12 protein-coding genes are annotated in these 12,625 nt (G+C 71.3%); 9 read left to right on the forward strand and 3 right to left on the reverse strand.

Annotated features, from left to right (window positions below; genetic code table 11):
- Positions 1–54: 54 nt before the first annotated feature.
- The 5 genes from GA0070619_RS02420 to GA0070619_RS02435 all read left to right on the forward strand — a co-directional run bounded on the left by GA0070619_RS02420 (position 55) and on the right by GA0070619_RS02435 (position 3,210).
- On the forward strand, positions 55–393 hold the full coding sequence (locus GA0070619_RS02420; protein WP_088946539.1) for an ArsR/SmtB family transcription factor: 339 nt from the start codon (positions 55–57) through the stop codon (positions 391–393).
- Positions 390–2,081: a SulP family inorganic anion transporter gene (locus GA0070619_RS02425; RefSeq protein WP_088946540.1), complete on the forward strand. Its 1,692-nt coding sequence runs from the start codon at positions 390–392 to the stop codon at positions 2,079–2,081. The genes GA0070619_RS02420 and GA0070619_RS02425 overlap by 4 nt, the downstream gene beginning before the upstream one ends.
- A gap of 98 nt (positions 2,082–2,179) precedes the next feature.
- Complete coding sequence (locus GA0070619_RS02430) at positions 2,180–2,362, forward strand: hypothetical protein (RefSeq protein ID WP_157743881.1); 183 nt, start codon at positions 2,180–2,182, stop codon at positions 2,360–2,362.
- 38 nt (positions 2,363–2,400) lie between these two features.
- Entirely contained in the window at positions 2,401–2,532 is a 132-nt protein-coding gene (locus GA0070619_RS33735; RefSeq protein WP_269458550.1) for a hypothetical protein, read from the forward strand.
- 141 nt (positions 2,533–2,673) lie between these two features.
- Complete coding sequence (locus GA0070619_RS02435) at positions 2,674–3,210, forward strand: hypothetical protein (RefSeq protein WP_088946542.1); 537 nt, start codon at positions 2,674–2,676, stop codon at positions 3,208–3,210.
- Positions 3,211–3,330: 120 nt separating this feature from the next.
- On the opposite strand, the gene GA0070619_RS02440 is transcribed toward GA0070619_RS02435, so the two are convergent.
- Entirely contained in the window at positions 3,331–4,074 is a 744-nt protein-coding gene (locus GA0070619_RS02440) for a copper homeostasis protein CutC (protein WP_088946543.1), read from the reverse strand.
- Between the two features lie 81 nt (positions 4,075–4,155).
- Between GA0070619_RS02440 and GA0070619_RS02445 the strand changes: the two genes are divergently transcribed.
- Positions 4,156–4,473, forward strand: coding sequence for an ROK family protein (locus GA0070619_RS02445; protein ID WP_088946544.1), 318 nt, complete (start codon positions 4,156–4,158; stop codon positions 4,471–4,473).
- A 135-nt stretch (positions 4,474–4,608) separates the two neighbouring features.
- On the opposite strand, the gene GA0070619_RS02450 is transcribed toward GA0070619_RS02445, so the two are convergent.
- Entirely contained in the window at positions 4,609–5,451 is an 843-nt protein-coding gene (locus GA0070619_RS02450) for an SCO4651 family lipoprotein (protein WP_088946545.1), read from the reverse strand.
- Between the two features lie 164 nt (positions 5,452–5,615).
- Positions 5,616–7,463, reverse strand: coding sequence for a dihydroxy-acid dehydratase (gene ilvD / locus GA0070619_RS02455; protein WP_088946546.1), 1,848 nt, complete (start codon positions 7,461–7,463; stop codon positions 5,616–5,618).
- A 128-nt stretch (positions 7,464–7,591) separates the two neighbouring features.
- Here ilvD and GA0070619_RS02460 point away from each other — a divergent pair, with 128 nt between their 5' ends.
- From GA0070619_RS02460 to ilvN, 3 genes are all read left to right on the forward strand, one after another.
- Entirely contained in the window at positions 7,592–9,946 is a 2,355-nt protein-coding gene (locus GA0070619_RS02460) for a putative bifunctional diguanylate cyclase/phosphodiesterase (protein WP_371409981.1), read from the forward strand.
- A 187-nt stretch (positions 9,947–10,133) separates the two neighbouring features.
- Positions 10,134–12,017, forward strand: coding sequence for an acetolactate synthase large subunit (locus tag GA0070619_RS02465; RefSeq protein WP_088946548.1), 1,884 nt, complete (start codon positions 10,134–10,136; stop codon positions 12,015–12,017).
- Positions 12,017–12,532, forward strand: coding sequence for an acetolactate synthase small subunit (gene ilvN / locus GA0070619_RS02470; RefSeq protein ID WP_088946549.1), 516 nt, complete (start codon positions 12,017–12,019; stop codon positions 12,530–12,532). Before GA0070619_RS02465 ends, ilvN begins: the two co-directional genes overlap by 1 nt.
- Positions 12,533–12,625: the final 93 nt, after the last annotated feature.

Raw genomic sequence — 12,625 nt, forward strand, 5'->3', positions numbered from 1 at the left:
CAATTGAAGACTTCTTCAAGTGTTAAAGTCTTCGTATCGATGGGGAGGGTGCTCATGTCGGTCCCGCTGTACCAGGCGAAGGCGGAACTCTTCCGCACCCTTGGGCACCCGGTGCGCATCCGGGTCCTCGAACTGCTCCAGGACGGCCCGAAGCCGGTCCGTGACCTGCTCGCCGTGATCGAGGTCGAGGCATCCAACCTCTCCCAGCAGCTCGCCGTGCTGCGCCGCGCCGGGATGGTCACCTCACACCGCGACGGTCCCCTCGTCATGTACGCGCTCAGCACTCCGGACGTGGCCGACCTGCTGGCCGCCGGGCGGCGGATCCTCGGCGCGGTCCTCACCGACCGGGACGGCCTCCTCGACGAGCTGCGCGCCACCGGCGTGGACAGGTGAGCGGCGCCATTCCTGTCGTCCGCGAGCGGCTACTCGGGCTGCTGCCCGGTCGGTCCGACTGGGCGGCTGTCCACCGCTCACCGCGCCGGGACCTCCTGGCCGGGCTCACCGTGGCGGTGGTGGCGCTGCCGCTGGCACTGGCGTTCGGCGTCACCTCCGGCCTGGGCGCCCAGGCCGGGCTGATCACCGCCGTTGTCGCCGGCGCGGTGGCGGCTGTCTTCGGCGGCTCCAACCTCCAGGTCTCCGGACCGACCGGAGCGATGACCGTGGTGCTGGTGCCGGTGGTGCAGCAGTTCGGAGCCACCGGCGTACTCATGGTCGGGGCGATGGCCGGCCTGGTGCTGATCGCACTCGCTGTGGCACGCCTGGGCCGGTACGTCCGTTACCTGCCCACCCCGGTGCTGGAGGGTTTCACCGCTGGCATCGCCGTGGTCATCGCCCTGCAACAGGTGCCCGCCGCGCTCGGCGTCACCGACGCGCACGGGCAGAAGGTCTGGGCCGTCGCCGCCGACGCGGTCGCCCGTTTCGTCGCACACCCGCGGCCGGCCGCCCTCGCGGTGGCCCTCGCCGTCGCGGCGCTCATGCTGCTTGGCGCTCGGTGGCGACCCGGCCTGCCGTTCTCGTTGCTCGGCGTGGCGGCCGCCACCGTCCTCGCCGAGGTCGTCCCGGTTGACCTGGTCCGGATCGGCGCGCTGCCGCAGGGCCTGCCCGCCCCCTCGCTCGGCTTCCTCGACCTCGGCGCGCTCGGCGTACTGCTGCCCAGCGCGCTCGCCGTCGCCGCGCTCGCCGCCCTGGAGAGCCTGCTCTCGGCGACCGTAGCCGACGGCATGACCGTCGGCGAGCGGCACGACCCGGACCGGGAGCTGTTCGGTCAAGGGCTGGCCAACCTCGCGGCCCCGCTCTTCGGCGGCATCCCGGCGACCGCCGCCATCGCCCGTACGGCGGTCAACGTCCGCGCCGGAGCGGCCTCGAAGCTGGCGGCCCTCACCCACGCCGTCGCCCTCGCGGCGATCGTGCTGGCCGCCGCGCCGTTGGTCGGCCGAATTCCGCTCGCCGCCCTGGCCGGGGTGCTGCTGGCCACCACGGTCCGCATGGTGGAGGCCGCCTCGCTGTGGGCGTTGGCGCGGGCCACCCGGGGCGACGCGGTCGTGCTGGTGCTCACCTTCGCCGTCACCGTGATCTGGGACCTCGTCACCGCCGTCGCGGTCGGCGTCGGCGTCGCCGTGGTGCTCGCCCTGCGCGCGGTGGCCCGCAGCGCCCGGCTGGAACAGGTGCCCCTCGACCCCGGGGAACACAGCGCGGAGGAGTACGCGTTGCTCACCGAACACATCGTCGCGTACCGGCTGGACGGGCCGCTCTTCTTCGCCGCGGCCCACACCTTCCTGCTCGAACTGTCCGAGGTCGCCGACGTCCGGGTCGTCATCCTGCGGATGTCCCGGGTTACCACCATGGACGCCACCGGCGCGCACGTCCTCGGCGACGCGATCCGACGGCTACGCGGACGCAGGATCACCGTCCTGCTCTCCGGCATCACCCCCGCCCACGACCGCGTCCTCGCCACCCTCGGAGTGGCTGACGACCTACGCCGCGAGGGGCTGGTCTTCCCCGACACACCGGCCGCGATCCGGCACGCCCGCGCGGCCGCGCTCTCCGCGGTGGGTCACCCGACGGTCGTACCCGCCGACTGAGCGGTAGGGCCGCCCGCTGTCGACCTGCCACTCGACGGCGGTCGGCGGTGCGTGCGGCGGGTGGAACACGAAGGTGACTGCCCGGCCCGGCGGTGTCGGTGACCGCCGCGTTCGTCGTGACCTGCCCCGACTTCGACGGGATGACCTTCACGCTGGAACCGTGCCGGTGCACCACCTACGGCGACCGGCTTCTCGCCGACGCCGACGTCCCCGCGCCGCGTCGTGAGGCGTACCGGAGCTGCGAGCAGTGTCGCGGCTCGGGCAGCGTCGCGTACCCCTGAACCCGTCGCCAGCGCAGCCGTCACCGTGTGCTTCACCCGTGCCGGTTGCGCGGTGCACCGACACGACGACGACGGCGTACGCCTCCTCGCCGGAGGCCCGGACCTACGCGGTCTGTCGTAAGGCGGCGTCCGTCCCGATCAGCGTCGCCATCAACCTCGTCACCGCATAGGGGGCCGCGGCGTGAGCGACCGCAACCCCACGCTGTCATCAAGCACCTGTCAGGGCAGTATTACCGCGTCGTGGTCGGTGGTGACAGCGCCGCCGACAACGGCGAAGTCCGACGTCGAACCAGCGGTACCCGGGGAGGGCAATGATCACCGAACATGTCCGAGACGCAGCGGCGACGGCGTTCGTGTTCGGCTTCTTCGCCACCAGCTGGTTTGGTTGGGCGCAGGAGGCGCCCCCGAAGCGGTGGCGGCCGGTGCTCATCGCTGGTTCGGTTTTGTCCCTGCTCACGGCGGCCGTCGGGGCCCTGCTCGCCTGGCGTCACTGGTCGGACGGTACGGCGTTCGATGCCGATACCAGCCCTACCTTCGGCATCGTCGTCGGCATCGAGTTCGGCGCCGCCGCGGTCGGTGCCGGGCTGCTCGCACTGCTGCGGCGTAATGAGCTGGCCGCCCCCTGGATCGCCCTCGTCGTGGGCGTGCACCTCTTCCCGGTTGCGGCGCTGATCGACTACCCGTTGATTCATCTGGTCGCCGCGCTCGTCACCGTGGTGGCCCTTGCGGCGGTGCCGGTGGCCCGGGCCCGCGCCGTGGCGGTGAGCGCGGTGGTCGGGCTCGGCACTGGTGGAGTGCTCCTGGTCGCTGCGGTGTCCTCGCTGCTCATCGCCCTGTTGGGCTACTGAGGCCGGTCGCCGCCGTCAATCCGGGGTGACATCGCGGCCCTGGCCCACCGGCTGACACCCGCGAGCGGCGGGCCTGAAGGTGACTCCTCAGGCCCACCGCTCGTCAGAGCGCGTTGCCGGTCAGGCGCGGGCGGCCGCGAGTACCTGGCCGACCAGGGCCCCGGAGGTGCCCGACCGCTCGTACTCGGGCCGGCTCAGGCTGCCGCCCATCAGCGGTGCCGGGTTGCGGTGCACGGCCGGGCTGTCCGAGCTGACCAGGGCCGCGAAGTGGTATTCGTCGGCACCCGTCGCTTCGACGATCCGGGCGATGTTGCGCGGGGTGATGCCACCGCCCGGCATGACGACGATCCGTCCGGCGGCCCGGCGCACCAGGTCGGCGATGAGCGGAGCGCCTTCCAGCACGCTGACCTCCTGGCCCGAGGTGAGCACCCGGTGCACGCCCAACTCGATGAGCTGCTCCAGCGCCGCGTGCGGGTCGCGGGTCATGTCGAACGCACGGTGGAACGTGATGCTGGCGTCGCCTGCGGCGGCGATCAGGCGACGGGTAGTCGGCACGTCGACGTCACCCTCGGCGGTCAGCGCGCCGATCACGATGCCGTGCGCGCCGGCCGCGACCGCCGCCCGCACGTCCCGCTCCATCGCCTCGATCTCGAACGGCGAGAAGATGAAGTCGCCGGCCCGGGGGCGGACGATCACGTGCACCCGGATCCGGGTGACGGCGCGCACTGTCGTCTCGACGGTGCCCAGGCTGGGAGTCAACCCGCCGTCGAAGAGCGCGGAGCAGAGCTCCACCCGGTCGGCGCCGGCCTCCTCGGCGGCGACCGCTCCTTCGACGCTGTCGATGCAGATCTCGAATGTGTTCATGACTCTTCCTTTTCGGTACGAGACGGTGCCGCTTCGGTCGGAGACGATCCCGCTGAGGTTCAGGACGGTGCGGTCCAGCCGATGACGGCCGTGACGGCGCCGACCGGTTGCGGCAACGCGGGCTGCCTGGAGGCGGTGGCCAGCGGCGTGGCCCTGGTCACCGCGCTACGCGACCAGGGCGTGCCGGTCTCCGACCTGACCGGTGTGATCCGCCTGATCGACGACGGCGACCGGCACGCCACCGCGCTCGCCCGGCAGGCCGGCCGGGCCATCGGCGAGATCCTGGCTGTCGTGGTGGCCACCCAGACCCTGCTCATCGAGCGGGTCGCCACCAGTCAGGACGTCGGTATCACCGGCGCCGCCCACCTGGTGATCGACCACGTCGTGGCGGCCAACTGACCTCGCCTGCCCTCGACCTGCGCGACCTCGGCTGGCCCGGAGTCGGCTGTCAGTCGGGCCGCGACGAGTGGGGGCGGACACGGCACTGCCCGGCGGGCGCGTCTCCGCGCCAGCCGGGCAGTCTTCCGGTCCTGATCAGTTGCTGGCGGTCAAGCCCTGCAGACCCTTGAGCATCTCGGCGAAGTCGAGGGTCTCCGCCGTCGGCGGCGTCTCGACCGTCACCGCCTTGCCGTAGTCGGTGTAGTCCATCACCAGGTCACCCAACGGGCCCATCTTCAGGGCCGCCCGGCGGGGCCGGTACTGCTCGTCAACCCACAGATCGGTGGTGATCTCCTTGACGCCCATTTTGGTCATCTGCTGCTCGACGCCTGCCCGCAGCTTCGCGTCGACCTGCTCAAGGTGGGTCGCCAGGGGAGTGTTGACCGTGTAGTGGACGGTGGCCGTCCCGTCCACCGTCTCCTGCCCGACCACCTTCGTGCCCTCGGTGGCGATCAGCGTCTTGACCTGCTTGGTCGGGTCGATGTCCTCGAACTGCTTGCCGAAGTTCATCCCGGCCTGCTTACCGGCTTCGCTCAGGTCCATCTTCATCCAGCGCTTGCCGTCCATGCTGGAGCGGTCCTCGGCCGGAATCTCGACGTAGATGACCGCACCGACCATCCGGACGACAGTCGAGTCGCCCTTCGGGTCCGTCGTCGTCATCTCGGCCTTGACCGGGTCGCCGAGGTCCAGGACGCCGCGCATCTCGACCTTCTCGCCGCCCGCCGTGCCCGTCATCGACACGGTCACCGAATCGCTCTTGTTGGTGGCCTCGGCCGTCTTCTGCAGCGACCCCTTGAGGTCACTGGCCAGCAGCTCCAGAGCGCTGGGCTGCTTGGGCTCATTGGACCCGCCGGACGTCGTGCCACACGCGGAGACAGCGAGCGCGGTGAGCGCCGAGACCGCCACCGCAACGGACTTCTTGCCAAACGACACGTACACGCCTCTTCCCCGCAGGAATCCGGGCTCTCCCCGAATTGATCGACGACACGCTAACCGACGCGTCCGACATCCGCGGACCGGTTCAGCCTCTCGACATCAGCGATGTTGGGGCATCCGGTGGGACACCCCAACATCGGCGATCCAGTGTCGATCCCGAGCGGTGGTTACTCCGGGACGCGGCGGTAGGCGCCGTCGCTGGCCGAGGTGGCCATCGAGGCGTACGCGCGCAGTGCCGCCGACACCGGGCGCTGCCGGTCGGTCGGGGTGTACGGCTTGTCGCGCTTCTCCTCGGCCACCCGTCGCGCCTCCAACTCCTCGGCGGACACGTTCAGCTCGATCGACCGGCTCGGGATGTCGATGACGACCTCGTCACCGTCACGGACCAGGGCGATCAGCCCACCGGAGGCCGCCTCGGGGGAGACGTGCCCGATGGAGAGCCCGGAGGTGCCGCCGGAGAAGCGGCCGTCGGTGAGCAGCGCGCAGGACCGGCCCAGCCCACGTCCCTTGAGGAACGAGGTGGGGTAGAGCATCTCCTGCATGCCGGGGCCGCCCTTGGGTCCCTCGTACCGGATCACCACGACGTCACCCGCGACCACCTGCTTGGCGAGGATCGCGGTCACCGCGTCGTCCTGCGACTCGTAGACCTTCGCCGGGCCGCGGAAGGTCAGGCAGTCGTCCGGCACGCCGGCGGTCTTCACCACGCTGCCCTCCGGTGCGAGGTTGCCGTGCAGGATGGCCAGCCCACCGTCGGCGGAGTAGGCGTGCTCGTGGTCCCGGATGCAGCCACCGGCCGCGTCGGTGTCCAGCGACGACCACCGGTTGGTGGTGGAGAACGGCTCGACGGTACGCACGCCGCCAGGAGCCGCGTGGAATAGCTCGACGGCCGTCGGTGTCGGCGAGCCGCCGCGCACGTCCCAGTCGGTCAGCCACTGGGCCAGCGAGGGGGAGTGCACGGCGTGCACGTCCCGGTTGAGCTGCCCGGCCCGGTCCAGTTCACCGAGGATCGCGGGGATGCCGCCGGCCCGGTGCACGTCCTCCATGTGGTAGTTCGGGGAGTTCGGTGCGACCTTGGCCAGGCACGGCACCCGCCGGGAGATCGCGTCGATGTCGGCGACGCCGAAGTCCATCTCCGCCTCCCGGGCGGCGGCGAGCAGGTGCAGCACCGTGTTGGTGGACCCGCCCATCGCCACGTCCAGGGCGACCGCGTTCTCGAAGGCGGCCTTGGAGGCGACAGTGCGGGGCAGCACCGAGTCGTCGTCGCCGTCGTACCACCGCTTGGAGATCTCCACGACGGTGCGGCCGGCCTCGACGAAGAGTGACCGGCGCGCGGCGTGGGTGGCCAGCGTCGAGCCGTTGCCCGGCAGAGCCAGCCCGATCGCCTCGGTGAGGCAGTTCATCGAGTTGGCGGTGAACATGCCGGAGCACGAGCCGCAGGTCGGGCAGGCGGAGCGCTCGATCTCGCCGAGCTGCTCGTCGGTGACCGCCTCGTTCGAGGAGGCGATCATCGCGTCGATCAGGTCGATCTTGCTGTGCACGACGCCCTCGATCGCCATCGTCTTGCCGGCCTCCATCGGGCCGCCGGAGACGAAGACGGTCGGGATGTTGAGCCGCAGCGCGGCCAGCAGCATCCCCGGGGTGATCTTGTCGCAGTTGGAGATGCAGACCAGGGCGTCCGCGCAGTGCGCGTTGACCATGTATTCCACCGCGTCGGCGATCAGCTCCCGGCTGGGCAGCGAGTAGAGCATGCCGCCGTGCCCCATGGCGATGCCGTCGTCGACCGCGATGGTGTTGAACTCCCGGCCCACCCCGCCGGCCTCGGCGATCGCGTCGGCGACCAGGCCACCCATGTCCTTGAGGTGGACGTGACCAGGCACGAACTGGGTGAAACTGTTGGCGATGGCGACGATCGGCTTACCGAAATCGTCGTCGGTCATCCCGGTGGCCCGCCAGAGGGCCCGGGCGCCGGCCATCGTCCGACCGTGTGTGGAAGTCCTCGACCGCAGCTCAGGCATGCATACCAGCATGACACCGTCGCCACGGGGACCGGCCCCGGTGGGCGCCGTGTCCCAACAGATGCACACCCACCCCCCACGACTCGCGCGCATCCGGCACTCTTGGGAGCGTGCATCTCCCCCCGGGCATGGTCGCTGTGGCGGCGCTCAGCGGGCTCGCCGCCGCCGTGGCCGCCGTGCTGCTGACCGTCGTCGCCTGGCGGCGTACCGGGCCGCGCCGGCCCGCACACGTGCTGCTCGCCGCGGCCGCCGGGGTCGCGCTGCTCAGTCTGCTGGCCGGGGTCGTGGCCGCGCTCAGCGCGAACGACCACTGGGCCCACGAGCAGGGGCAGCGTACGGGCTGGGCGACGGTGGTGGCGATCGGCGCGGCAGTGAGCGGGCTGGCCTTCGCCGCCGGTCTTCTCCGGCTGCCCGGGGTGGCCGCCACCGCGTCGGGAACGGCCCGGCTCGCCCTGGACGGGTTGGTCATGGCGGCCGCGCTGTGGTTCGTCGGCTGGGTGCTCTTCTCCGAGCCCACCCGGCTGCTCGGCGCCGCCACCCCGATGGCCTGCCCGGCGATCCTGGTGGCCACGGTGAGCGCCGCGCTCGGCGCCGGGCTCGCCGTGATCGTGGTCTTCCGGGCCGCGACCCCCCGTCGACGGCTCGCCGCGCTGGGTTCCGGCATCACCGCGGTGACCTGCGGTGGCCTCGGCCTGAGCGCCGGGCTCTGCCAGGCCGGGCCGACGATGGCCCTGACCGGTGCTGCGGTGCTCGCCGCCGGCCTGCTGACCGTCGCGCTCTCGGTGTACCGGGCGGACCGGCCCGGGCAGGTCGATCTGGACCTGATCGGTCGCGACGGCGAGTACGCCATCGCCCCGATGTTGGCGATGGCCGCGTCGGCGATGTACCACCTCGCCCAGGACGGCCGGTTCACGGCGGCGGGCATCGTGGCCGGCAGCGTGGAGGGCTTCGCCCTGGTGGCACGGCAATACCTCACCCTCCGCGACGTCCGGGGGTACGCGGACCGCCTGGCCGAGCGGGAGGCGCACTTCCGCGAGCTGGCGCACACCGACCCGTTGACGTCGTTGGCCAACCGGCGTGGTCTGCTCCGCGCACTGCACGACAGCGCCGCGACGGGCAACCCCCGCGTCCTGCTCGGCCTCGACCTGGACGGCTTCAAGAACGTCAACGACATGCGCGGTCACGACGTGGGCGACGCCGTGTTGGCCGAGGTGGGCCGGCGACTGCGCGCCAACCTGCGCCCCGGCGACGTGGCCGCCCGGCTGGGCGGCGACGAGTTCGCCGTCCTCATGCAGGGCCGGCCGGCCGAGGCGGACCGGGTCGCCGAACGGTTGCTCGGGGTGGTCAACCGGCCGTACGACGAGCCGGAGGGGCCGGTCTTCCTGTCGGTCAGCATCGGGGTGGCCGGGTCGGCCGGCGAGGGAGACGTGGAGCTGCTGCTGCGCCACGCCGACCTGGCGCTGCGCTACGCCAAGCAACGCGGCAAGAACCGGATCGAGCGCTACGACGCGGCGTACGACCAGCTGTTGCGTCGACGGACCGCGGTGGAGCATGAGCTGCGCGGTGCCATCGACCGCGACGAGCTGCGGTTGGCTTTCCAGCCGGTGGCGTCGCTGCCGTCGGTGCGGCCGGTCGGCGCCGAGGCGCTGCTCCGCTGGCACCACCCCGAGCTGGGCAACGTCCGTCCGGACGAGTTCATCCCGCTCGCCGAGGAGTGCGGGATGATCGCTCCGCTCGGCGCCTGGGTGCTGCACCAGGCCTGCTACCAGCTCTCCCGGTGGCTGGCCGACGGGCACGACGTGTGGGTGTCGGTCAACGTCTCCCCGCGTGAGCTGCACGCCCCGGAGTACGTGGTGCAGGTCGCCGAGGCGCTGCGCGCCCACCACGTGCCGCCGCAGCGGCTGGTGCTGGAGGTCACCGAGCACGCGGTCGCCACCGACCTGGACGAGCTGATCCGGCGGCTGACCGCGCTGCGGTTGACCGGTGTCCGGATCGCGCTGGACGACTTCGGGGCCGGCTACTCGTCGCTGGGGCAGTTGCGGCGGCTCCCGATCGACATCCTGAAGATCGACCACAGCCTGGTCGCCGAGCACGAGCCGGTCCGCCCGGTCGACCAGGACGGTCCGGCGTTCGCGCCGATGGTCGACATCGTCATGCGACTGGGCCACCAGCTGGGGCTGGAGGTGATCGCCGAGGGGGTGACGACGCCGACCGAGCTGGCCGCCGTGGTGGCCGCCGGATGCCGGTTCGGCCAGGGCGCGCTCTTCGGCTGGGGAGTGCCGGCCGAGCACCTGGAGGCGATGCTGGAGGCGGCGACCTCACCCGGTGCGCGGCCTGCTCCGCTGCCCACGCCGCGTCGGCATCCGGGCGGGTCAGGGCAGCTCAACCCGCCTGCCGACAGCGCGTCGCCGACCGACGCGCCGACGTCCGTTAACCAACATGTGGGATCAGTTGACTCATCGCGTGAGATGCGTCAGGCTTAGCCGCATGTCGTCGTACCGGTCGCTGCGAGTACTTACCTGAGCGCACTCTCCCTCCTGAGAGTGCGCTGGCCCCGTGCATCTGCACGAGGGCCGTTTTTATTGCCATCGGAACCTGGCGACGCGAGCCCCGCCCGTGTCGCATCGCTTGACTAGCCACCAGCCACTCCAGCCGAAGGCCAGAACCGTCATGACGAGACCCACGCCCGAGACCCTCGCCCACACCGCCCGCCGGGCCCGCGCCTCCGCCGACCCCGCCGTCGACGTCGACCCGGCCGCCGCACGCAGCGCGGCCAGCCCGGCCGTCCCGGCGGTACGACCCACCGCCTCGGCCCAGGTCTCCGGGGCCGGCTCGCTCGTGCGGTCCCTCGAGGCGCTCGACGTCGACGTCGTCTTCGGCATTCCGGGCGGCGCGATCCTGCCGGCGTACGACCCGCTCTACGACTCCACCGTCCGGCACATCCTGGTGCGGCACGAGCAGGGCGCCGGACACGCGGCGACCGGGTACGCGCAGGCCACCGGCAAGGTCGGCGTCTGCATGGCCACCTCCGGCCCGGGCGCGACGAACCTGGTCACCCCGATCGCCGACGCGTACATGGACTCGGTGGCGATCGTTGCGATCACCGGACAGGTGGCCAGCCCGTTGATCGGCACCGACGGCTTCCAGGAGGCCGACATCCAGGGCATCACCCTGCCGATCACCAAGCACAACTTCCTCGTGCAGAACGCCGAGGAGATCCCGCGGGTGCTGGCCGAGGCGTTTCACCTGGCCAGCACCGGGCGACCCGGCCCGGTGCTGGTCGACATCCCCAAGGATGTGCTTCAGGCGCCGACCACCTTCAGCTGGCCGCCGACCCTGGACCTGCCCGGCTACCGCCCCACCCTGCACCCGCACGGCAAGCAGATCCGGGAGGCGGCGCGGCTGATGTCCGGCGCCCGCCGGCCGGTGCTCTACGTGGGCGGCGGCGTGCTCAAGGCCGGTGCCACCGACGGGCTGCGCCGGCTGGCCGAGCTGACCGGCATCCCGGTCGTCACCACGCTGATGGCGCTCGGCGCGTTCCCCGACTCGCATCAGCAGCACCTGGGGATGCCCGGCATGCACGGCACTGTCGCCGCGGTCTACGGCCTGCAGAAGGCGGATCTGATCGTCGCGCTGGGTGCCCGGTTCGACGACCGGGTCACCGGCAAGCTGGACTCGTTCGCCCCGGACGCGACGGTGGTGCACGCGGACATCGACCCCGCCGAGATCGGCAAGAACCGGCACGTGGACGTGCCGATCGTCGGCGACGCCAAACACGTCATCGACGAGCTGATCGCCGCGGTGACCGTCGAGCGGTCGGCGGGTCACAGCACCGACCTGGGTGACTGGTGGACCCAACTGGACGACCTGCGCAACCGCTACCCGCTGGGCTACGACGAGCCGTCCGACGGCACGCTCTCCCCGCAGTACGTGATCAAGCGCCTGGGCGAGATCGTCGGCTCCGACGCGATCTTCGTGGCCGGGGTGGGCCAGCACCAGATGTGGGCGTCCCAGTTCATCTCCTACGAGAAGCCGTACACCTGGTTGAACTCCGGCGGTCTCGGCACGATGGGCTACGCGGTGCCGGCGGCGATGGGCGCCAAGGTCGGCAAGCCGGACACGGTGGTCTGGGCGGTGGACGGTGACGGCTGCTTCCAGATGACCAACCAGGAGTTGGCCACCTGCGCGTTGGAGGGCATCCCGGTCAAGATCGCCGTCATCAACAACGGCAACCTCGGCATGGTCCGGCAGTGGCAGACGCTGTTCTACAACGAGCGCTACTCCAACACCGAGCTCGGCACCCACAAGCACCGCATCCCCGACTTCGTCAAGCTCGCCGAGGCACTGGGCTGCGTCGGTCTGCGCTGCGAGAACGCGGCCGACGTGGACAAGACCATCGCCGCCGCCATGGAGATCAACGACGCCCCGGTGGTGATCGACTTCGTGGTCGGCAAGGACGCGATGGTCTGGCCGATGGTCGCCGCCGGCACCAGCAACGACGAGATCATGTTCGCCCGCGGCGTCCGCCCGACCTTCGACGAGGATGACATCTAATGACGATGCACACCCTGTCCGTGCTCGTGGAGAACAAGCCGGGCGTGCTCGCCCGGGTCTCCGGCCTGTTCTCCCGGCGCGGGTTCAACATCGACAGTCTCGCCGTGGGTGAGACCGAGAACCCGGACGTCTCCCGGATCACCATCGTGGTCAACGCGGAGTCGTCCCCGCTGGAGCAGGTCACCAAGCAGCTGAACAAGCTGGTCAACGTGCTGAAGATCGTCGAGCTGGATCCCCAGGTCTCGGTTGCCCGCGAGTTGCTGCTGGTGAAGGTCCGCGCCGACAGGTCCGCGAGGTCCCAGGTGCTGGAGACCGTCAACCTGTTCCGCGCCCGGGTCGTCGACGTCGCACCGGACACGCTGACCATCGAGGCCACCGGCACCCCGGACAAGCTCGACGCTCTGCTGCGCGATCTCGAAGCCTTCGGCATCAAGGAGATGGTCCAGTCCGGCCTGGTGGCGATCGGGCGCGGCTCGCGTTCGATCACCGCCGGTCCCGCGCTGCGGGCCGCCTGACCGCCACCCGGTCGGCCCTGGCGGGCTGCCCCGGAACCCATCAACACAGACCACGACGGGCCGCCCCGGCCGTCGTACGAAAGGGAAGTTCTC

This window comes from Micromonospora zamorensis, from assembly GCF_900090275.1.
Classification (GTDB): Bacteria; Actinomycetota; Actinomycetes; order Mycobacteriales; family Micromonosporaceae; genus Micromonospora; species Micromonospora zamorensis.